Annotated in this window: 18 protein-coding genes; 6 read left to right on the top strand and 12 right to left on the bottom strand. The window is 44.2% G+C overall.

What is annotated here, in order from left to right; translation table 11 throughout:
- Nucleotides 1-2: 2 nt before the first annotated feature.
- The 5 genes from SD450_RS04320 to SD450_RS04300 form a co-directional block, all read right to left on the bottom strand.
- A complete protein-coding gene (locus tag SD450_RS04320) occupies nt 3-1592 on the bottom strand; it encodes a fibronectin type III domain-containing protein (RefSeq protein WP_318343403.1) in 1590 nt (529 codons plus the stop codon).
- A complete protein-coding gene (gene pbfA, locus SD450_RS04315; protein WP_318343402.1) occupies nt 1592-2953 on the bottom strand; it encodes a (R)-1-hydroxy-2-aminoethylphosphonate ammonia-lyase in 1362 nt (453 codons plus the stop codon). The genes SD450_RS04320 and pbfA overlap by 1 nt, the downstream gene beginning before the upstream one ends.
- A 15-nt stretch (nt 2954-2968) precedes the next feature.
- The gene (locus tag SD450_RS04310) at nt 2969-4627 is read right to left on the bottom strand and encodes an alkaline phosphatase family protein (RefSeq protein WP_318343401.1); all 1659 of its coding nucleotides are present in this window, start codon (nt 4625-4627) and stop codon (nt 2969-2971) included.
- Between the two features lie 76 nt (nt 4628-4703).
- A complete protein-coding gene (locus tag SD450_RS04305; protein ID WP_318343400.1) occupies nt 4704-6152 on the bottom strand; it encodes a SusD/RagB family nutrient-binding outer membrane lipoprotein in 1449 nt (482 codons plus the stop codon).
- 18 nt (nt 6153-6170) lie between these two features.
- Nucleotides 6171-9380, bottom strand: coding sequence for a SusC/RagA family TonB-linked outer membrane protein (locus SD450_RS04300; protein ID WP_318343399.1), 3210 nt, complete (start codon nt 9378-9380; stop codon nt 6171-6173).
- A gap of 269 nt (nt 9381-9649) precedes the next feature.
- Here SD450_RS04300 and SD450_RS04295 point away from each other — a divergent pair, with 269 nt between their 5' ends.
- Nucleotides 9650-10216 (top strand): helix-turn-helix domain-containing protein, encoded by a 567-nt coding sequence (locus SD450_RS04295; RefSeq protein WP_318343398.1) that lies wholly within the window; start codon nt 9650-9652, stop codon nt 10214-10216.
- On the opposite strand, the gene SD450_RS04290 is transcribed toward SD450_RS04295, so the two are convergent.
- The 3 genes from SD450_RS04290 to SD450_RS04280 are packed head-to-tail and all read right to left on the bottom strand — an operon-like array spanning nt 10217 to nt 13330.
- Nucleotides 10217-10891 carry a phosphonatase-like hydrolase gene (locus SD450_RS04290; protein WP_318343397.1) on the bottom strand — a complete coding sequence of 225 codons (675 nt, stop codon included), beginning with the start codon at nt 10889-10891 and terminating at the stop codon, nt 10217-10219.
- A complete protein-coding gene (locus SD450_RS04285; RefSeq protein ID WP_318343396.1) occupies nt 10888-12060 on the bottom strand; it encodes a TIGR03364 family FAD-dependent oxidoreductase in 1173 nt (390 codons plus the stop codon). Before SD450_RS04285 ends, SD450_RS04290 begins: the two co-directional genes overlap by 4 nt.
- Complete coding sequence (locus SD450_RS04280; protein WP_318343395.1) at nt 12050-13330, bottom strand: DUF5690 family protein; 1281 nt, start codon at nt 13328-13330, stop codon at nt 12050-12052. The genes SD450_RS04285 and SD450_RS04280 overlap by 11 nt, the downstream gene beginning before the upstream one ends.
- Before the next feature lie 404 nt (nt 13331-13734).
- Between SD450_RS04280 and SD450_RS04275 the strand changes: the two genes are divergently transcribed.
- Nucleotides 13735-15384, top strand: coding sequence for a solute:sodium symporter family transporter (locus tag SD450_RS04275; protein ID WP_318343394.1), 1650 nt, complete (start codon nt 13735-13737; stop codon nt 15382-15384).
- A gap of 50 nt (nt 15385-15434) precedes the next feature.
- Here the strand turns inward: SD450_RS04275 and SD450_RS04270 are convergent, their stop codons facing one another.
- Together SD450_RS04270 and SD450_RS04265 are read right to left on the bottom strand one after the other, a co-directional pair.
- Nucleotides 15435-16130, bottom strand: coding sequence for a LytR/AlgR family response regulator transcription factor (locus SD450_RS04270; protein ID WP_318343393.1), 696 nt, complete (start codon nt 16128-16130; stop codon nt 15435-15437).
- Nucleotides 16131-16134: 4 nt separating this feature from the next.
- Nucleotides 16135-17133, bottom strand: a complete 999-nt coding sequence (locus SD450_RS04265) for a sensor histidine kinase (RefSeq protein WP_318343392.1) — start codon at nt 17131-17133, stop codon at nt 16135-16137.
- 284 nt (nt 17134-17417) lie between these two features.
- Between SD450_RS04265 and SD450_RS04260 the strand changes: the two genes are divergently transcribed.
- The 4 genes from SD450_RS04260 (at nt 17418) to SD450_RS04245 (ending at nt 21896) form a co-directional block, all read left to right on the top strand.
- Complete coding sequence (locus tag SD450_RS04260; protein ID WP_318343391.1) at nt 17418-17978, top strand: YceI family protein; 561 nt, start codon at nt 17418-17420, stop codon at nt 17976-17978.
- A 66-nt stretch (nt 17979-18044) separates the two neighbouring features.
- Nucleotides 18045-18554: a PepSY domain-containing protein gene (locus SD450_RS04255; protein WP_318343390.1), complete on the top strand. Its 510-nt coding sequence runs from the start codon at nt 18045-18047 to the stop codon at nt 18552-18554.
- Nucleotides 18555-18742: 188 nt separating this feature from the next.
- On the top strand, nt 18743-20161 hold the full coding sequence (locus SD450_RS04250) for a tetratricopeptide repeat protein (RefSeq protein WP_318343389.1): 1419 nt from the start codon (nt 18743-18745) through the stop codon (nt 20159-20161).
- A 508-nt stretch (nt 20162-20669) separates the two neighbouring features.
- Complete coding sequence (locus tag SD450_RS04245; RefSeq protein WP_318343388.1) at nt 20670-21896, top strand: site-specific integrase; 1227 nt, start codon at nt 20670-20672, stop codon at nt 21894-21896.
- A 92-nt stretch (nt 21897-21988) separates the two neighbouring features.
- Here SD450_RS04245 and SD450_RS04240 read toward each other — a convergent pair whose 3' ends face one another.
- The gene (locus SD450_RS04240) at nt 21989-22636 is read right to left on the bottom strand and encodes a hypothetical protein (protein WP_318343387.1); all 648 of its coding nucleotides are present in this window, start codon (nt 22634-22636) and stop codon (nt 21989-21991) included.
- Nucleotides 22637-22642: 6 nt separating this feature from the next.
- Nucleotides 22643-23272 (bottom strand): hypothetical protein, encoded by a 630-nt coding sequence (locus SD450_RS04235; protein WP_318343386.1) that lies wholly within the window; start codon nt 23270-23272, stop codon nt 22643-22645.
- Between the last annotated feature and the right edge of the window lie 9 nt (nt 23273-23281).

Here is a 23281-nt window from a genome sequence, read left to right as displayed (position 1 = left end):
TTCTATTTGGTTTTGAATGATGCTGTTTCAGACCAATCACTCCAATTGAGGTTTTGATCCCGGTAGCGGACCCTCCAATAATAAGTGGTCCCCGATTTCAAGCGTTTGGTCCTTTCATCGGTAAGATCGTCATTTTTTTGACGGTCTTCCTCATAATACCAGTTTTCATGTTGTTTCCAACTGTCCAGGTCCAATTTTTCAAAACCCTTGGTTTCGGAAACCTGCCAATGGGCGGCGGCATGGAAAGCTCCGTTGATCGGACTTGAAAATTCCCCAGCTTTCAGCATCGTAAATTCCCCTTCCACCGTTTCATTGTTCGTAGGCGAAATCGTTTGTGGTGTTTCGGGTTTCTTTCCCAATCTCCAAATGGTGATGCTATCGCGGAGCTCATTGTCCCTAAACTTGGACTCATTGCCACGACTAATCCGTTTGATGGTAAATTTGGGGTCGTTTCGGTTGCCATCCACTTCCACCATCACAAAACCATATTCGTCTTGGGAAACGGTGAACTCGTCATAATCCCTGCCTTCAAACTCGCCCCAATTGTCTAGGGAGCCCCCCGCGGAGGCCACATTGATCCATAAATGCTTATGGTCTTTGGACTGTCCACGGGAATATCCGTGTGTATGGCCAAAAAAGTGAACGCTTGGTTTTCCGGTCTTTGTGGAGAATTTCTCCAGCATTTTGACCACTTTTCCTGTAGATTCCTCTTCCCCGGGAATCCAAAGCTCCGATTTGTGGGGATGGTGGAGTTGGGCGAAGACAAAATCGATGTTGTTGTCCTTTTCCGTGTCAGCCAACACCTTTTCCAACCACTGGTATTGATCTTTCAAATCCCGATACCCTTCGTTGGAGTTGAGTCCGATCACACGGGTATTGCCGTAATCCTTGTACCACCAATGTTCCGCAAAGGCGGGGGTGCCGTTTTCGGGCAGACTGAAATATTTGAAGTAAAAAATGGAGTTGCGTTCGTGGTTGCCCAAAACTGGATACACGGGCACCTTGGCAAATAATTTTTGGGCGGGGTCAAAAAAGTGTTCCTTCCACTGGTAGTATTCGCTCCCACTGGCCACCAAATCTCCCGGAATCATCACCATGGCCAAATTATCGGGCAATTTGCCGCCGTATTCCTTTTCCAAATATTGAATAATGCCTTGATTGACGACTTCTGAAAATTTATTCGGGTTTTGATGGTCGTATTGCATGTCGCTCATGGCAACAATATTGAACGATTCCTCATCACTGGCAAACGGCGGTGTCTTGAATTGAAAGATTTCCGATTGCGCCTTGCCCGTCCTGACCCGATAGTAATATTCGGTAAAGCGGTCCAGACCTGTCAACTTTACGGTATGTACCCTGGATGCTGAAAAATTGATGCCCTCGGCCTTGCCTTGGGTCTTTTTGCCCAGTTTTGGCGAAGTTCCGTATTCCACAATGCTTTCCTCGCCATGGGTGGTCTCCCACATGATGGTGATGGAATGGGGCTCGGCATCCTGTAGATAGGGTTGTATCAACATCTTTGGCTCCGTTTGGGCCATCATCGGGGCAATGCCCACAAATAGGTAGATCAGTAGTTGGTTGATTTTTTTCATTAGGCTATGGCGTTGGTTTTTAAAAAGGCTTCGTTCAATATTTCCAGGGCTTTTTCCAGTTCTTCCCTGGATATGGTCAAAGGCGGGGAAAGTTGCAATACATTTCCTTTGGAAACTTTGAAACTCAACCCATTTTTCAGGCATTCATACATGATTTCCTCAGCTTCGGCGGTCGCTTTTTCCTTGGTGGTCCGATTGGTCACCAATTCGATGCCCCATAAAAGCCCGACTCCTCTTACATCTCCAATTAGAGAGTATTTTCGGTGCATTTTGTAAAGGGCCTTTTTCATGAATTCCTCATCTGCCTTTACTTTTTGCAATAGATTTTCTTCTTCGATGATTTCCAAAAGGGTCAATCCGGCGACAGATCCCAACGGGCTTTTTTCGTGGGTGTAATGCCCCAAGGAGATATGCCCGAATCGATTGTACTCCTCTCGGGTAACAATGGCCGCTTGGGGAACAATACCCCCGCCCAAGCCTTTGCCCAGACAGAGAATGTCCGGTTCAATACCGAAAAGTTCGTAAGCGAACATTTTTCCGGTGCGCCCGAAAGCAATCGGGATTTCGTCCAAAATCAACAGCACCCCATATTTATCACAAAGTTCACGGGCTCCTTGCCAATAATTGGCGGATGGAATCTGCACATCGGTGTTGCGAATGGTCTCGGCCAAAAAGGCACCGACCTCATCGTCTTTGGACAATACGTGCTCCAAATATTCCAAGGCTTTTTCTTCATTCCCTTCAAAAATACCGCGATAGGTTATAGGAGGCGGAATGCGCTCCACTCCTGGCATCAACGGCCCCATATGCTCTTGAAAAATGGATTCGCCTCCTACGCTGATGGCATCCAAGTTGGCACCATGGAACGAATCCCAAAAAGAAACCACCTTATGTTTTCCGGTCACCGCACGGGCCAACTTCAAGGCAATGCTAATGGAAGAGCTGCCATTTGGGGTAAGCAAAATACGGTTCAGGCCTTTTGGGGTGTAGGACGTCAATTTCTCCGCAAACTGGATGGCCTTTTCATTGGTATACCTTCGGGTTGAAAACGTGAGCTCCTGAAGTTGTCCCATGAGCGCACTCACCATTTTGGGATGTGAAAATCCTACTTGGTGCACATTGTTGCCATGGAAATCCAGATAGCGCTTCCCTGAAATACTCTCCAAATAAGAACCTTCGCAATTTTTCAAAACGTCCAAGCACGGGGTGGACATGGATTGGTGCAAAAAGTATTTGGCATCCTTTTCCAGCAGTTCCTTGGTCTGGTCGTTCACTTCTTCCTTTAACCATTCGCTCCTTGCAGAGGTAAGGTTGATGTCGCCTTCCACAACAGATTCTGCGTTGTGCCTATCGTGCTTCATATGGTTGATTTTATGCTATTTTTCCCTGTACAAATGGTTGGCAGGAATGATCTGCTTGGGAATAGTGGCACCTTGGTATTTCACATCCAAGTGGTAGCCTCCACCGCCGTTAAAATATTCAATCCTGATCAAATGTTTGCCCTTGGTCAATTCCACACCCTCTCCGCGTTCCATAACGCCATGGTCGCCGTCGTTGTCCACCACTAATTTTCCATCCACGTAGAGTTTGCTCCCATCATCGCTGTTGGTAAAAAACCCATATTTCCCCTCTTCGGGAATGTCCAAATAACTCTCCAGCACCAAGGCCACTTGTTCTTGTTGGACACCTTCCATCAATATCGCTTTCGGGGAGAATTCTGTCACAAAACCTTCTTTTACAGGTTTCAAGGTAGCGAAATCGGGTAATTTGTCCATCCCTTCGCCATAATAAAAGGTATAGGCAACAGGATCTTCTTTGGTTTCAGAAACCAATCGGAAATTGGCCTCTGCAACGGTGCTCACCAATTGGCCATCTTGAAAAATCCCCGCTTTGACAATTTCTGTTTGATTCAGGTAGAAAGTATCTTGATAGACTTTACTGTTCTCCATAGTCGGAACAGCGTTGCCAATAGTATACCTGATTTCACCCAGATTGTTCGGATTTTGCATCACCACGGCCACCGAATCTGCCTTAAAAACACCTCCTGCTGGTTCAAAATGGCCTGCGTCGGGAAGAATCTTGGGTTTGGCGATCCGTTCTTTTCGTTTATATATCAAATTGGGTTTTTCGTTGCCAATAAAAGCTCCTTTTACTGGTCTCCCGATCCACGATTGGGGTGTTTGCAGTCCCATGGCATAGGCCACGGTCGGTGCATTATCATATTGGTACACGGTCTCTTCAATTTCGTACCCTTTTTTGATGCCGGCCCCAAAAAGAATGAAGGGAATCTCCATTTCGGCCAAGCTTTCACCCCCGTGCCCAAAACCGATTCCTCCATGATCTGCAGAAACGATGAACAGGGTCTTTTCGAAAATGCCCACTTCTTTGGTGGCATTGACAATCTCCATGATCAAGGAGTCGGCCTTTTCCACCGCTTTGAAATACTCAGGAGTTCCATGGCCCAAGGCATGGCCTGCATGATCTACATGGTCCAAATGCACAAAAGTGAATTTTGGGGTGTGCTCCTTAATGTAGTTTACCGCTTCTTTTGTGGTATTGTCCTCGTGGTCGCCGTCAATGTCGAAATCCACATCCTCTTTTTCGAACAAGCGTCCAAACCCATCCCAATCGTAAATGGCCCCTACATGGGCATCGGGCTGTTGGTCATGGAACAAGGTGAAAATGGTAGGAAAGGTTCCATTTTTGGTCGCCACTACGGAGGGCAACTGGTGGTCGAACTTTTCCCATCCGTTCGAGGTGATGCCGTGCTGTTCGGTATCGGCACCCATGATCATGCTGGCCCAATTGGGGCTGGAGCTTGAGGGCAGCACAGAACGGGAATGCATGGTGGCCGCTCCGTTCTGGATCATGGAATCCATCATGGGCGTATGTGCCATTTGAATGCCGTTGGGACTCATCCCGTCCACACCAATGATCACAATGTGTTGTATATCAGCATTATTCTCCGTGTTTTGAGAACAACCCGATAAAACCACCGTAGCCAAAGTGGTCGCAAAAAATACGTTTTTCCACATGTATTTGTATGTTAACAACAATGGCTGCCCCGTTTCCAGGGCAACCATTTGTCGGTTATTTAATGATTGAATCGTTTTAATACCTGTTTCCAGTTTCCCACCAACCCGGGGTATTGATGTTATCACCTTCACCGCCCATGGCCTGGACCGCTGCATCGTAATTGGCCTTGTTCAAGGTCTGTTCTGAGGAAGGATACAGGAAGCGAACGGGATAGCGTCCTCCGTTCAAATCGTCTGGGCCGGTTTCCAAAGCGGGTAGTCCGGTCCTTCTGTAATCCATCCAACCTTGATAATCCACATTCCAAAGCGCTATGGTCTTTTGGGTCAACAATAATTCCAAAGTGCCATCGTATTGTACCGTTGGCCCTGCCAAATAGGTGTCGATGTCCGCATCTAGAACTCCCCAGTAGGACAGACTGGCTCTTATACCTTCATTATAATAGGTTTCGGCATTTCCTGTGATAAACCCTCTTTCTGCAGCTTCGGCCAAGATGAACTGTACTTCCGAATTTTTCATGATGTATGCCTGGGCAGCCGTTCTTGAAAAATAGAACAGTTCCACATCCAAGCGGCTTGGGCTGAATTGGTCATCATAGGCACGGGCATTGTCCTGATTGAGGCCGATGGGTATTCCCACCCATTCGCCATCACTGTTGCGGTCGAACCAGATATCCAATCTTGGATCGTTGAAGTTTTCAAAATAGCCCAATAAAGTGGTACATAAACTCTTTTCATCGAACCCACCGATACGACCTGTGCTTTCGGGCCAAGAGTCGGCATTGGATGTACCACTGTATACCAAAACTGCATTGTCATCATTGGTGCTGATGTAGTTTCCAGCGTTGACGATGGCCTGCATTTCTGCCGAAACATCCCTTCTTTTCGAAATTCGCATCAAATAGCGGAGTCGGAGTGAATTGGCCAATTTTCTCCATTGCGCTGCATCGCCATCATAGATGACATCGCCTGTTGACCCTGTAATGGTCTCGCCTTTGGCCAGGGCTGCATCGGCATCTGCCAAATCTTGGAGCACGCCGTTGTACACGGTTTCCTGGTCGTCATATTTTGGGGTGAAAATGCCCGAACTTTCCCCGGACATGGCCTCTGTGTAGGGTACATGGCCATAAAGATCTGTAAGATTGGCAAAGCAAAGGGCGCGCATGGTCAGGGCAATGCCTTCATAGGTGGCATTCTGTGTGCCTTCGGCCCTTGAAATTTCCAAAATATCATTGATCTCGGGCAAATAGCTGTAAAACAGGTTCCACATTCCCTGATCTCCCCAGTCAAACTGGCTAAAACCGGGAAAGTTGTTCTTGGCCATCAACTGGGTAATGGTGTTTCCGTCGCTGTAGCCCTCTTGGGTAAGCTGCCTGGTAAGTTCGGAGGTCACGGTGGACAACAACAGGTTGGCACTTACTTGTTCAGGGGCGTTGGGGTTGGAGTTGATTTCCTCAAAATTTTCCGTACAGGAAACCAAAACGCTTCCTGCGAACAATAGTGATGTTATGACGTTTGATGTTTTCATCTTCTTGATTCTTGGGTATTAAAATTCTACGTTTAGGTTCAGACCGAAGCTTCTGGTGCTTGGCAGGGCCATATCCTCTACCCCGGGAACAATGGAGCCACCGGACAAGGAAATGGTCTCGGGATCTACATGGTCGTTCTCTGTCCACAAGGCCAGGTTACGACCGACCAATGCCACGGATGCCGATTTCAGCGGGGTCTTTTCCAATAATTTTCTTGGGAAGGTATATCCCAGTTTCACTTCTCTCAGTTTTACATAACTGGCATCGAACATGGAGCTTTGCTCATTGCTTCTGTTGTACACATGGGAATAGTAATTGGAAGCATTCACACTGGTGGTGTTGGGGGTGTATGACCCGTTTCCGTTGTCAATGACACCTTGTGCAACAATTCCTGATTCACGTCCGGGAACCGTAAAGTCCAGCATCCCTGTTGTTCCTCCAATGGCCACTGTTCTGGAATGGTAAACACCTCCCTGTCTCCAATCGAACAAGAATCCAAACCTAAAATTTTTGTAGCTAAAGCTGTTCTGGAAACCGACCATAAAATCTGGATTGTAGTTCCCCAAGTTTCTGAGTTCATTGCTTCTGATGGGAAGACCGGAATTGGGATCAATGATCCATTGTCCATAATAAGGACTGCTCTTGTCGGTTACCTGTTCGAAACCAGTTCCGTACAGATCTCCCATACGGCCACCTACCTCGGCTACCACTTGCAGATAGTTGGATTTCACCAAATAACTATCCAACCCTTCGGTAAGTTCCTTGACCTCTCCACGGTTGGTGGTAAAGTTGATGTTCGTATCCCAGCTAAAGCTGTCGGTTTGAATTGGTGTTGCGGTCAGGGTGATCTCCAAACCTTTGTTCTCCACTTCCCCGGCATTGATGACCCTGCTACTATAACCTGATGTATTGGAAACCGGAAGGGAAAGTATCTGGTTGTTGGTCACCGATGTATAGGCGGCTACGTCCAAGCCCAGTCTGCTACCAAAGAACCTCACATCGGCACCTACCTCAAAGGAGTTGGTACGTTCGGGTTTCAAATCGGCCAACTTCAACTCGGAAGGTGAATACACCCTTGAAAAACCATTGAACGTGTTTCCAAAACCGTAGGTGGCGGCCAAATTGTAGGAATCCGTATCGTTACCCACACTGGCCCAACCTCCCCTAAGTTTTGCAAAGCTGATGGCTTGGGGCATGGTGAACATATCGGAAAGGATAAAGCTCAATCCCACGGAGGGGTAGAAGTAGCTGTTGTTGCCATCGGGCAATGTGGAGGACCAGTCGTTACGTGCGGTCACATCCAAAAATGCATAGTCTTTGTAGGAAACGTTCGAGAAGGCATAGAGACTGTTCACGGTAAACTTGCCGTCATAATCGCTCTGTGTCAACGGTTCAGCAGCATTCCCAAAATTGTAGATCCCAGGAATGGACAGTGAGTTGGCACTGATCCGTTGGTACCTGTTCTTTGCAGAACGGTGGTTTCCACCAAACGAAACACCGAAATCAAAATCTTGATTGATCTCCGTGTTGTAGGCCAACAAGAAATCCGTGTTCTGCTCGTAGGCATAAATAAAATCCTCCCGATACTGTCCGTTGGGGAAACGCTGGGTGGAATAGGCCCTTTTGCGCCTGTCCAATTCGTTGGAATAATCGAACCCGGAACGCAGCATGAAGCTTAATCCTTTGGCCAATTGTATATCCGCCCTCAGGTTGGTGATCAAACGGTCCTTGTTAAAGGCGTTGGTATTTTCGAAAACCGTGAAGAACGGGTTATCGTGATAGTTGTAGTTGTAGTTGAATTGCTGCACCCCTTCCAGACCGGGCTGCCAGTAATCCCTTAAACTGTTCATGTTGATGTGGCGGCCAAACCAGATCCATAGGTACATTACGTTCTCGGTACCGTAGGAGTTGTTCGGACGGTTGCGTGAATTGGAATTGATGTAGTTCATGGAACCGGTCACCTTTAACCAATCGGTCAGGTTATAGGACCCGTTCACTTGATAGGTCCTTCTTTTAAAGTTGGAATTCGGGATTACACTCTCACTCTGAAGATCGGTGAAGGACACCCTGAAATTCCCGTCCTCATTCCCCCCGGTAAGGGCAATGTTGTTGCTCAGTGTAAAACCGGTCCTGAAGAAATCGTCAATATTACTTGGTTGCGGTGAAAAGGGAGTGGCGATGATCTCATCGGCAAACGTGCCATCGGGGTTTCTTGGCCTTACATGGACATCTCCTGCACGCAGACCACTTGTGGTGGGGCTATCGTGCTGCGGGATCAGTTGTCCATTCAAGGCAGGGCCCCAGCTTTCATCCACGTGATCATTGATCCCACCGGTCAAGGAACGGTTCTGGCCACCATCATTGAAGGCAAACTGACCATTGGATCCCTGTCCATAGCGGTTCTGGTATTTTGGCAAGGTCAGAAGGTCTTCAAACGTGGTATTGTTGGTGTATGTAACACCGATTCCTTTGGAACCCTTCCCTGATTTGGTAGTGATCAAGATGACGCCATTGGCTCCCCTGGAACCGTAAAGTGCGGTGGCATTGGGGCCTTTCAGCACGGTCATGGTTTCCACATCGTCCGGGTTGATGTCCATGGCACCGTTGCCATAATCAACGCCCATGTTGCCCTCGCTTCCGGTATTGTTCACATTGTTGTTCACGGGGATACCATCGACCACAAATAACGGGGAATTGGCATTTGGACTGGGGTTCAATGAGTTTTCACCCCTGATGATGATCTGCGAAGTGGACCCAACGCCCGAGTTCCCGCCCGTGACCTGCACCCCGGCCATTTTACCGGCCAGTGAGTTCACTACGTTGGTCTCCTTTGCCTCAGATATTTCCTCCCCGGAAACTTTCTGCACGGCATAGGCCAGCTTCTTGGTCTCCCTTTGGATGCCCAAGGCCGTTACCACCACCTCATCCAATTGTTGTGAATCGGGTTGCAGCGAAATGGTTGCGGAGGTCTTTCCCGTTGTGTCAAAATCTTGGGACACATATCCTATATAGGATATCTCCAATATTTCACCTCCTTGCGAAAGTTCAATCTGGAAATTTCCATCAAAATCAGTGGCCACACCTGCGCTACCACCTTTTACAACCACCGATGCCCCTGGCAGCGGCACGTTGTTCTCATCCACCACCTTTCCTGAAAAGGTGCCTTGCGAATAGCCTATGATACTTACGGTAAAGGCAAGTAAAAACGCTACGATTGATTTTTTCATTTGTTGAATATTTGTAAAAATTGGTTAATTATTTATCAACAAATATCCAACACAAGAGTTAAGGCATGCCTTTGTACAGATTAAAAAAAGGATATGGAATGGTTAAAAGAATCCTTTGAATGTTAGGTAAACATTATTTACAAATATTCACTTTTTAAACTGCTTCAAAAACAGTACTTTTCAATGTTTCTTGGGCTTACTGCGCAGTTTACGCCGTATTTTTAGTATTTATGGATATTGAAAATGGACACACCTATTAAAGACATATCATGGAAGATTATCTCATCGGCATAGGAAAGCGGATCAAGGAAATCCGAAAGGGCAATAAAAAGACCATCAGTGAAGTTGCCATCGATGCTGGGGTGACCGCCGGGCTCATTTCCCGCATCGAAAACGGAAGGACCATTCCCTCCCTGCCCGTGTTCCTGAAGATTGTGGGTGCACTGGGGACCGAAATGACCGCATTTTTTGATGGGATGCCCAAGGTGAACGGCCAAAATTTCCTGGTTTCCCGAAAGGACGACCACACCCTTATTGAAAAGGAGGATGAGGCGATAGGGTTCAGCTACAGTTACATTTTTGGAAAGCAATTGAACTCGGTAGGGTTTGAAAGTGTATTGCTGGAGGTAAAGCCCAATTCCAAACGTGAGAAGGTGGTCACGGATGCGTTTGAGTTCAAATATGTGCTAAGCGGGGAATGCTATTATGAGATCGGGGACCAAGAGGTGCTGCTCCAAGAAGGGGATTCCATTTTCTTTGATGGCAGAATCCCCCATGTTCCAGTAAATCGGGGCAACGTGGCCTCGAAGATGTTGGTGGTCTATTTCTTTATTTGATCAAGGGAACAAAACCTTGACCAGTTCGCTCAAGGAATCGAGAATCATGGTCGGGTGAGCAGTCTCCAATTGCTCACGGGTCTGAGCTCCCGTCAGTACTCCCACGGTGATGCCGCAATTGGCGTTCTTGCCCTCTTCAATATCTATCACGGAATCGCCGGCTTTGAGCACCTGTCCTGAATCTGTTATTCGGAACATTTCCATGGCCTCGTCTATCATTTCCGAAGAAGGCCTTCCCTGCTCCACATCATCGGCCGTGATGAGGCCATCGATCTGAAGTCCAACGACCCAGCCCAATTTATCCAAAAGGGACTGTGCTGTTTTCCTATCATAGCCCGTGTTGAGCACGACCTTCACCCCATGGGCCTTTAAAACCCCGAACAGTTCCTCAACGCCATCGTAGGATGTCACTTCAAGGTTTTCATAAGCCTCTTTCAGCAGCACTTTGAAATCTTCAAAAACGGCCTTGGCATCCACCCCATTGGTTTGCGTCTCTTCCAGGATATCGGATATGGCCTTGAACTTTTCCTTTCCGGCGCCAAATTCCAGAACGGTGTCCAATGTGACCTCTACTCCTGATCGGGCCAATGCCTTCCTGACGGTTTTGTACACTACATTATCCTCGTTCACCGTGGTGCCGGCCATATCAAAAACCGCAAGTTTTATTTCCTTCATAAATTGATTCTCTCTTTATTAAAAATAGTTGCAATATTCTTTTTGGAAAAACCCGCACTTCCGGTCATGCCCTTACCACCAATTCCGGTGACAATGTGGATATGTTCGTCAATGGTCGTTTGAAAAATATCCTTTGTTTTGCACTGCGAATACATCCCATACCATCTTCTGTGTATCTCGTAAGTAGGGAGTTCCATTATTTTTTTGGCCTCTTCCAGCATGAAATGATCTATGTCCATATCCAGGTCATACCCAAGGTCTTCCATGTGGTCCACATCGGCATATTGATGCGAATCGCCCAAGATCACCGAACCGTCCACCGCCTGCTTGAAAAGGATGTGTACTCCCCATTTTTTTTGAAGGCTGTCCGCCGGCTCATTTTGCTTTACTTGTGCAAATGATGGACATTCATGGAACGCCTCGTACCTTCGGATGGACCACCCGGTCAAGATGGAACCTTTTAAGGAATAGCTTTTCTGCGGCTTGGTCTGCATCATCTGCAATTTGGACACTTCCAGATCACTCTGGGCAAACACTTCGGGATATAGATTTTTAAAATCACTGCCATTGCAGATGATGACTTTTTTGGCCAACACAGTTTCATTTCCGGTGCTCCTCACCGTTGTCCAATCCCCGTTTCTTTCGCAGGACACGGCGGTGAAATGAGTCTTCATGGTCAATCCCTTTTGGGTCGTCAAATACTCTTGTAGTCTATGGATCATGGTCCTTGGTTCCACGGTGACCTCATCGGGAAAAAAAAGTCCGGCCTTCACATATTCCTTTCGCAGTCCCGGGTACCGGTCCAGACATTCACCTTTGGTGAGCATTCGGGAAGCATAGTCATTGTTGTTGTTTATGGCCCTGAGCTCTACCAAAAGCTGTTCCTCTTCTTCGTTGGAGGCCAGATAGACCGTTCCGTTTTGGCGAATGCTGATGTCAAACTGGGATTGGATATCCTTATAGATGCGGAGGCTCTCCCTACCCAATTTTTGCCATTTGGAGTTCATTCCAGATGGTACCACCTGCCCAAAATTTTGGGTGGTCGCCCCTTGCGGATAGGCATCTTTTTCCAGCAAGCAGACCTTAAGGCCCAGTTCCAGTGCGTGATAAGCATGAAAAGTGCCCAAAATGCCCCCGCCCACTATCGCAACATCGTATCTATTGTCCATAATCCAATTGTTTGTTGGTCTGTTCAGATTTTCGTCTTGCCCCAAAATGAAGGAACAGTACGATGGTAATTCCTATACCGATAAGTGCCACGGCATATGTGCCATACACAAAGAAATTCAGCCAGGATAGTTTGGCCTGTCCAAAGTTTTTGTACAGCAATACCAGAACACTCCCCACATACCCGAAGGCATCGGCAATATAGATCAGAAAACCTGAGTTTCCCTTGATTTTAAAGGTGGCTATGAATCGGTCAAAAAAGAGACAGTTGAAGGGCACATAACAGATATAGAGCCCAAAACCTGTGCAGACCATCCATAGAAAAGAATCCAAGACTCCCATTTGGAACATCAACGTGGAGATGCCAAGGACCAATGCCCCCAACAAGAGCAGTAAGTGATAGGTCAACAAGGCTCGATAATTGTCCTTGATGTAAAAAATGGACCCAATGATCACGAGCACCACAATGGCGATGATGATCTCCGATGTGGAAAATACCGAAATGTCCCCTTGGTACCCAATGCTGTCCCAAAGCTCGCGGGCAAAGTTGTCCCTAAAATCCCTGAAAGCGGTAAGAAAAGTATAAAACACGACCACCAACAGCAGAGGAAAAAAGAATTGCTTGACCAAATGTTTCCTGTCCGCTCCCGTCATAGGCACACGCTCAGTACGTGATTCAATGTCCTCTGCAGTGGGCGGTGGTACTTTTTGCAATAGGTAAGCGCACAGCAGCAGGGGCAGAAAGAACATCGCACCTGTGACGGAGGGCATCCAAAACTCGCTCACACCCCAAAAATCCATCACAGAAAGCCCCACCGACTTGACCACCCCGCTGGACACGATAAAACTGGCACATAGCACAACGCCCAAGATATCGGTAAACTTTCTTCCTTCGATATAGGAGAACACAATGCCCCAAATCATCCCCAAGGGAAGGCCATTCAGGAACATGAAAACGAGATTATAGGGTGCAGGGACAAGGGCGAACAAAATGAGCGACAGTTCGGCCAATAGGATCAATGCGATGAAAAAAAACAGTCTTTTGTTGGATTTGAGTTCTGATATGATCTTTATCCCCACAAATTTGGAGAGGGCATATCCCAAAACCTGTGCTATGACCAACAAAATTTTGTAGTTGATTCCCATAAAGGCCATCCCCTCAAAAGTGGCAACCGAAAATGGCTTCCTAAAAGCGTACATGCAAAAATAGGCGCCAAAAGCTGCGAGCGATGCGTGGAGCACAAAGACCAAGCTTGACCGTTTTTTGAGCATATTTTAGTTGAAAAAAAGTTTACAAATACTAAAATTATTTTTCAAATAACTCAAATTAGTATAAACCCATCTTCTCTTTAAGATTAAAAAAAGGTTAGCAATAAACAGATGGTCTCCCCACCCTCATTTTTTATAAAAATGGCCCATAACTTTAAAGAGTAGATCCAATTCTGTAATGGAAACCTTAAGCACCTGATTATTGACGGTCAACCGTATTTTGGAAAATTCCGATTATATTAGCAGGCAAGAGACCGTCATACCCCTCTTGAATTTTGAAACGGCTTGCACTCAAAAAGAGGAGACGATCATCGGAGTTATTTGAAATACAAATGACCAATTTAATTAACAGAACAAACTAACCCTTTCGGCCTTTCACCTTGGGCCAAAAAATCAAAATGTAACACATGGCACTTATCTCATTTTTAGGATTTACGCTTCTGGTGGCGTTCATTTCCTGGTGGTCCGTCAGAAAAACGGACGAAACATCTTCTGATGGCTATTTTTTGGGCGGAAGGAGCCTGACTGCCGGAGTCATTGCCGGCTCATTGCTCTTGACCAACCTTTCGACCGAACAGATTGTGGGCCTCAATGGTAGCGCCTACAAGGATGGACTGTCGGTAATGGCCTGGGAGACCTTGGCCGCATTGGCCATTGTGGTAACGGCCATGTTCCTGTTGCCCCGTTATTTGAAGGGTGGCTTGACCACTGTTCCGCAATTCTTGGCCAAAAGGTTCGATACTACCACCAAAACCATTACTTCGGGACTGTTCTTGACGGGTTATGTTGTGGTGCTTCTCCCAGTGATCTTGTATTCAGGGTCCGTGGCCATCAGCGGAATGTTCGATGTGCCCCAATTGCTCGGTGTTTCGGATTCCACGGCATTGCTCATCTGCATTTGGGGCATCGGTATCGTGGGCTCCATTTATGCGGTTTTTGGAGGACTGAAGGCCGTGGCCGTTTCCGATAGTATCAATGCGATAGGCCTCATCATTGGAGGATTGCTCATTCCGGTATTTGGATTGATCGCCATTGGTGATGGCAGTGTCTTGAACGGCTTGGACACCTTGATGGCAGCAAATCCGGAACGTTTCGATTCTACCGGAAATCCAGGGCAGGAAGTCCCCTTCTCGACAATTTTTACGGGCATGATGTTGGTCCAATTGTTTTATTGGGGGACCAACCAGCAGATCATTCAAAGGGGATTGGGTGCGAAAAACCTGGCCGAAGGACAAAAGGGGCTTTTATTGGCCGCCTTTTTAAAGATCTTGGGGCCCATTATCTTGGTCTTGCCCGGAATGATCGCTTACTATTATTTTGAAGGCGGATTGTCCAGCAGTGACTTGGCCTATCCCGAACTGGTAAGGGCCGTATTGCCAAAACCCTTGATGGGCTTTTTTGCCGCCGTGCTCTTTGGGGCTATCCTGAGTTCCTTCAACAGTGTGCTCAACAGTTCGGTGACGCTTTTCGGCATCGACATCTACAAGCAGCACATCAACAAGGAGGCTTCCGAAATGACCATCGTGAAATATGGAAAGATCTTTGGGATCTGTTTGGCACTGGCCGCCATGTTCATTGCGCCGCTGATTGCCAATGCCGGTAGTCTTTTCAATTATTTACAGGAAATCAACGGTATTTATAGCATCCCCATCTTCACCATCATTGTAGTGGGATATCTGACCAAAAGGGTCCCTGCCATTGCGGCCAAAATCGGCATCCTCTCAGGTTCCATTTTATACATCATCAGCCAGTTCATCGTGGGCCCAAGAATGGTGGCCAATGCCTTGGCGGAGGCCAAGGCAAACGGTGTCACGGATCCGGAAGCACTGCACATGGTGGAAGCGGGTGCCTATCCGCATTACCTCCACGTGATGGCGATACTGTTCATCACCAACATCATTATCATGCTCATCATAGGCAAGATATATCCAAGAAAGGAACCTTTCGAACTGGAATACACCAAGCAAGTGTCCATAGAACCATGGAAGCACGTCAAATTGGCCAGTGCCTTCATTTGTGTGGCCGTGATTGCCATCTATGTGTATTTTGCCAAGTAGTCACTATAAAAGATTTTACAAAAAAGCCCTGAACTTTCGTCAGGGCTTTTTTATTGCTGTAGGATACTTTTTAGGAAATGTTCTTTGTATGCCCGGCCGAGGGGAATTTTTGAGCCGTCCGTCAACAATACCATGTTGCCGGATATCCGGTCTATCTTTTGGGTGTTGATGATGTGGGATTTGTGTACTTGGTAAAACTGGCCAGCCCCAAGAATGTCCAACCAATGGCGTAGGGGTTCATTGGAAAGGATCTTTTTGTTCTTTAGATGGATCTCGGTATAATCGGAATCCGAGGAAATGGTGTAGATGTCCTTCACCAAAACCTTGATGTGCTCATGACTGGATTTCACATAGATTTCGCTAATGGGTGCATTCCCATTGCCCGATGCACCGTTCTCCTGTTTTGCCCCTACTTTGTTCACTGCCTGTAAAAACCGCTGGAAAGAAAATGGTTTCAACAGATAGTCCACTACATTGAGGTCATATCCTTCCAGGGCGTATTCGGAAAAAGCGGTGGTCAAAATCACCTGTGGCGGCTCTGGGATGCTCTTCAGAAAGTCCAATCCATTGATCTTGGGCAAATGGATGTCCAGAAACATAAGGTCCACCGGCTCGGCATTCAAGAACTGCATGGCCTGGATACCGTCGGAAAAGACCCCTACAAGTTCCAAGGCAGGTACTTCATCAATGAACTTCTTAAGGATCCGTTGCGCTGGTGGTTGGTCCTCAACAATGATACATCTCATACGGCTATATTTTTTCCAGTTCCAGTCTCAGGTATACTTCGTAGCTGTTATCCTTCTCTTTGATCTCCAATAGATGTTTCTTGGGATACAAAAGCTCCAATCGTTTCTTTACGTTCTTGAGACCTATCCCCTTGGCCACGGTATCAAGACTGGGCACGGTTTCAAAATTGTTCTTACAGTGGAACTCCAGAACAGGGCCTTTCATCTGCACCGAAATGTCGATCTCGATGTTGGAGGACTGTCCCGATTGGCTGTGTTTGAATGCATTTTCTATGAACACAATCAATATCAAAGGGGCTATTCGGTGCTCCCCTTCCATCTCGCCCACTTCGAATCGGACATTGCCCCTGTCCTCAATCTGTAATCGGTACAGCCGGATAAAGTTGCCCAGTTGTTCCAGTTCCTTTTTTAAAGGTACGAACTGTTCCTTGGATTCGTACAGCATGTACCGCAAAACACCACTCATCTCCAAGATGATCTCCGGGGTCTTTGGGGAGTTCTGCAATGCGTAGGAATAGAGATTGTTCAGGTTGTTGAACAAAAAGTGTGGGTTGATCTGTGATCGCAGGAACTGAAGCTCGCTTTCCTGTATGGTACTTTGCAACTCATCTATCTGGTCTTGTTTCTGCAAGGCGTCCCAGCCAAATTTACAACCGGAAAGAATGAACATGACCGGCAACACGCCCAACAACGAAATATAAATGCCGGGGAAAGTGGTCGCCCGTTTGGTATTGGGGAACATGATGGGCTCCATGATCAATTCCTCTATGGCTATGACTGCCACGACCACCACTATGAACCCGAGAAAAAATTGCCAGTATTTTTTCCTGTAGAGAAATCTTGGCATCAAGAAATAGGTGACCACTATAGTCGCAGCACTATAGAACAGCAAAAAAATAGCCTTGTGTACAACGATGCCCCCCTCTACCCTGTCAAAAGAAAAAAACAGCAGGACAAGAACATGGAGCACTATCTGAAAAAGAAGTTCCTTTTTGGAAATCAATGCCTTTCAATTAATTCAAAATCAAATCTATGCATTAAACCTCTTTTTAAAAAAAACAGGTTTATGAACAGCATTATTATTCCCCCCAACGACAATTTGTGGCGTGTTTTTCACCATGAATCGGTCGGTCACGGGACCAGCCCTGTTGTTTGTGGAAAATAGTTCCTGGCCATCAAAAAAATGCCCAAATTGGATATGGTTTTTTGCTGTTGGATACAGCATATTCCTAATATCACTATTTTTCAGAACAATTTGACGACACCACTAACACTAAATTTTACACTATGAAGAAAACAATCATTGCACTTGCGTTTTTGACAGGTCTGTTTGCGACTGCGCAATCCTCATGGAAATCCGACAAATCACATTCCAAGGTCGGTTTTGCCATTACCCACTTGATGATATCCGAGGTAGAGGGCCATTTCAGTGATTTTGACATCACGGCGACCGCATCCGATACGTTTGGGGATGCCGAATTTATGGTCGATATCAAGACCACTAGCATCGATACCGATAACGAAAGGAGGGACAACCATTTGAGAAGTGCGGACTTTTTTGACGCCGAAACGTATCCCTCCATCACCTTCAAAAGTACCGGTTATGAGAAAACAGGGGACAAGACCTTTAAATTGACAGGGGACCTTACCATGCACGGGGTCACCAAACCGATTACCCTCGAAGGTAAGGTGAATGGTGTCATCACCGATCAGCGCAGCCAAAAACTAAAAGCGGGACTCAAACTGACCGGCACCATCAACCGATTGGATTTTGGTGTTGGCGGGGAAACCGCTTCCTTGGGCGACGAGGTTGACCTGACCATCAATCTGGAAATGGCACAACAATAACAATCAATACTATTTTGAGGAGAAAGGTTGGTCCATGGCCACCTTTCTCCATTTATTTTTATTCTTATGGGAAGAAAATCCGAAAACACGTTTAGGGAGTTCCATCGCTATCTGGGGTTCTTTTTGGCCGGGATCATGGCCGTTTATGCCATCAGCGGCATTGTGCTGACGTTCCGAAATACGGATTACATGAAAAGCGAGGTGCAGGTGATCACCACCTTGGAACCCAACCTCAATGAAGAGGCTTTGGGTGCCGCATTGCGGAAACGTGGCTTCAAAGTGGACAGAACAGAGGGCGATATCGTGTATTTTGAAGGGGGCACATACAATATGGAAACCGGAGAGGCTTCCTATACCGAAAAACGTTTGCCAAAGATCCTGGACAATATGAACAAGCTACACAAAATGCATTCGGGCCACCCTTTGTTCTGGCTGGGGATTTTCTTTGGGGTCGCCTTATTGTTTTTTGCGGTTTCCGCTTTTTTTATGTTCCGGCCCAGCGCCCCGATCTATAAAAAAGGACTGTACTTTGCCGTAGCGGGATTTCTGTTGACGGTTGTGTTGTTATTGGTTTAGAGGGAAAGACATTCAACAAAAAAGCCCACTCCTTTTGGAATGGGCTTTCATTTCTGCTCCCCCTCTTGGGCTCGAACCAAGGATTTTAGGGAATTGATTACCAAAGCCTTACAATGTATCTGTTTTTTAGTTATCCGAATTGTCTGCCTATTTTTACTTAAATTACATCTTTAAAGTTAAAATTCATAATGAAATTGAATACTTTACAATTGGTGCTCGGTATAATATTTGCCATTATACTTTCCGGAATAGGTTGGAAAATAAATCAAAGTTCCGATGAACGTCAAGATAAATTGGAAGATAATCTCTTAATTGAAAGGCTCATAGAACTAAGAAGGGTTTATCCTAGTTTAAATAAAAAGGAATTTTTAACTCTTGCTGCTAATCGGCTGAGCATCCCAAAAAAACGATTGAACAATTTAATTAAAACCATAGATAAGGATGATGAAGATGATTTTCATTTGGCAATGAAATATTATTTGAATGATGACTTTGAAAAAGCACTGCCGATTTTTGACAATCTTTCTTTTTCAAGCCAATCAATAGAAAAACAAGCATTGAGTCTCTCATTTCTAGGAGACATTCAGTTCTATGGATATCATAGCCACGACCCCAAAACATTAAACCTTTATTTGAGAGCATATGAGAAGTTTGAAAAGATTGAATTAAAAAGTTTTTCAGTGGTCCAATCAGAAGCTTACAATAATTACAGAATTGGTGCGCTCGCTAAGCTATTAGGTGACAATAAAACAGCTAAAAAGCATTATGAAAAGGCTATTTCTCAATATAGTCAATTGGTAAAAGAAGATGATATCGTGATAAACTTCTTAGGTCCAGTATATAATGACTTGTATATTCTTGGTAAAAAAATCCCCCTGGGCGAACCCAAAATTTATTATTTAGATAAAGCTCTTGAATACAAGAAAGAAGCCTTTAACAAATACCCTTCCTCGGAAAATTTGAGTTTATACTTAAATTCTATTAACGCAAAGGGAAACTATTATTTGCTAAATGACAACTTGGATTTAGCTGATGTAGAATATAATCTTGGACTTCAGCTTATTAAAAACAATATCAAGGAGAAATTGACTCCACAATTTAAATTAATTAAAGCTAAATTATTAAGTCAACTTTCTGAGTCATACATCACACGGTATAAAGGAGGTAAGAATAATAATGAAGAAAACCTTCTGAAAAAAGCAGAAGATTATTTGACTCAGGCTGAAAGTTTAGTAAGTAAGTTGGAGCTTCAGAATCCTTCGGATAAGTTGACCAAAAGTATTATATACTATGATAAAGGTAGCCTTTATCAGGCTTTAGGAAAGTATGAACTATCTTTAAACAACTACCAAACTTGTTTAGACATAAGAGAAGATATTATCAATGGCAATGCCAATATAGATTTTCATGCTCAATATGCCCATGTCTTATTTGAAATAGCCAAATTATATTCTGAAAATTCTGAAATCAAGGATTGTTCTGAAGCAGAATTTTATGCTGAAAAGGCTAAAAACTTGTATCTGAAAACCAGTAATGCTGATTCAAGTGACAAGAATTGGTTTAAAGAGATTGATAATTATATTGAAAAAAACTGTAGTAAAAGATAATCTGCATGGTCACTCTTTATTAAGATATCTCTAAATATATTTGTCTCTTTTTCTTGCTTTCCCAGACAAGTCCCGCAACTGCACTTTTCTTAAACTAGATTTCTTGAGGTAGATACAACGGATTCATATTTGGCAATTAATCTTCATTTTAAACTCATCAAACCAAAAAGCCACCTCTCTTGGGAATGGGCTTTAATTTCTGTTTCCCTCTTGGGCTTCCTTCGACTTCGCTCAGGATAAACCCTGCGCCTGCGGCATGCAAGTTCTCGTTACAATAGGGCGAAATGAAAAGAGCCACACTTTCGTGCAGCTCTTTTCATTTTTGCTCCCCCTCTTGGGCTCGAACCAAGGACCCTCTGATTAACAGCGTCGCCGAATGGGGTACAAGCAAAATCAAATTTACCTTTATTTAACTGATTATCAATGTTTTAATAAATTTTGATTTCAAACGGAATCAATTGAAACCAAGCTTTTGCGTGCAAATTGCGTGCAAATTTTTTTATAACTTATGTTCATGAACACGAGTATAAAGCTAAGTTTGGACACCCGCAGAATGACCCAAAATGGATGTTTTCCCATCATTTTGAGGCTGACCCATTTTAGAAAAACCACTTCGATCAAAACAGGCCATTATGTCCCAGAAGAATACTGGGATCATCACAGGTGCAAAGTAAAGAGAAATTTTCCAGATGTTGATTCGGTTCACTTAATGAACACCCTTTTATTAAAAAAACAACTTAAGGCACAAGAAGTAATCAATAGACTGGCCGACAATGATCAATTGGATAGGCTAACAGCAAAAGACATTGCCGATAAAATTGTAAATAGAAAACGGTTAAACTCATTCTATGAGTTCGGTCTTCAAAAAGCAGAAGAGCTTATTAGGGAAAAACGAATAGGCACTGCAAGAAACTATTCCGGAATCATAGGAAGACTAAAAGTGTTTACAAACAATAGGGATTTAAAGTTCAATGAACTTAATCTTGAGTTCTTAAAACGGTTTGAAAGGCACCATTTATCAAAGCCAGGCAATACCATCAATGGAATTGCATCTTACATGAGAACGATAAAGGCCATCTACAATAAAGGAATCAAGGAGGGCATGGTGGATGAAGCACTATACCCTTTTAAATACTACACCATAAAAACAAAGCCCACTGAAAAAAGAGCCATTAAGATTGAAAGCATCAAGAAAATACTTGAAATGAAAACCAAGATTGGTTCCAATCATTTTCACTATCGCAACTATTTTATTCTTTCCTATCTGATGTTGGGCATGTCATTTATTGACATGGCATTCCTGAAAAGGGATAATATCATCGATGGTCGTGTTAAATTCCAAAGACGGAAAACAGGTAAACGCTACGATATAATTATAACCGATCAGATTAAACCCATTATTCAGTACTATCTGGACAATCCTAACCCCTCTGGTTTTTTATTACCCATAATTTATCGGGACACTTTGGAGTTGCAGTATAAAGATGCCCAATGGGAACTTAGACGTTACAATATTGGTTTGAAAGAGATTGCAAAAGAATGTGAGATTGAAGAGCGTTTGACTTCCTATGTTTCAAGGCATAGTTTTGCAACCCATGCCATGTTCAAAAAAGTCCCTTTGGAGGCCATATCCGCAATGATGGGACATAATAAACTCAGTACCACCCAAATTTATCTAAAGTCCTTACCAAGCAATGTTCTTGACACTTATCAATTGGAAATTAATTCTATTTAGAAACTAATTCCGATTGCTTTTTAGAGAACCTGAGATTCTTACTTATTGAGCTAAAAGAAATGGTTAAAATCTAAAAATCAATTCAGACAATACTATTGAACTCTTCTGGCTACCACTTCATTTTCTGCACCAGGAATGCCATATAGCACAAGTGAGTCTGAATATATTTCTTTAATTGGGAATACATAACTAAGACGGCCAAGTGTATAGAAGCACAAAAAATAAGTTTCTCCAAACATTTCTATACTACTGTGGTCAAAAGCTATGGGCGGATCGTTAATAATATAGGCATGACCTTGGTTCATTTTTTCACCCAACTTAAATGTCAATTTCTCATTTGGGAATGGGATTCTATAAATTGTGCTATCAAGACTCTTTGCCATATTATTTAAATCTTCTGTAGGTAGAAGGCGGACAAATTTAAATTCGGTATTATCATCCTCTATTTGATTTGGGGTATTTTGAACAAAAATATTATTTCCCAAAAATTCGAATTCAATGGAAATAGTATCTCTTAATATCAATTGGTCATGGGTAATTTCTAATTTTCCCTTATCGTACAACCTATCGAAATTATATGAAAAAATACTGTCTCCAGTTATTTCTATAATGTTGATCAGAGGGTAACTTATGTAATGAGGGATTTTGACCTGCATCCACTTCCCTCTAATATCTTGGGCCATTAAACTCAGTGGAGCAATAATAATTAAACAGAGAAGAACTAATTTATATGATTTCATATTGACCTATACTAACTTGTCAAATCCATAATTGGGATTGCCCCGAATTATTGAATCAGTTTGATGTAAAGGTAAAATCTTTCTGAAAAAAGCGTCCCCAATTGTATTTTCATGCTTGTCGTCTGTGTGTGGCAACCTTATCTTTCCCAGCTTAATCTGTTGAATACTATAGGGTAAATACAAAGAATTCCCAAAAGTCATTTCCAATGAGTTCTGGATTCTTAAAAATATATCCTTATTTCGGTGCTCTTCAGGAGACACCCATACTTCTTTAAGGATTTGTTTTGGCAAATCCTTTTTTAAAAAAGGATGGTGTTCAATGGATTCCTCAATCTCCAATATTTGGATGGTATGGACATTGTCCAACAAACTAACATAGAATTGAATTTGGGTAATGGTCCTTTGACCACCACCCAAATCCATTGAAAATTCTACTTGTCCCCCATAGTTTGGAATAAACCCAAAGGTTATTCCATGTGCATTGTAACCTAATTCTTTACTCAAGGTTTTGAGTACACCTTCTTTCCAAAAGGCATGATAGTTTTCTGAGTTCCCTAATCTATCAAGAATTATCTCCTCGATATTTTTTTTAGGGGTCGTATCTATCCCATAATATTCATCAAGAATACCATACAACTTGGGAAA

The sequence above is a fragment of the Flagellimonas baculiformis genome, assembly GCF_033441575.1.
Taxonomy (GTDB): domain Bacteria; phylum Bacteroidota; class Bacteroidia; order Flavobacteriales; family Flavobacteriaceae; genus Flagellimonas; species Flagellimonas baculiformis.
The sequence above is the reverse complement of the archived record's forward strand: the minus strand, read 5'-3'. Positions and strand labels throughout refer to the sequence as shown.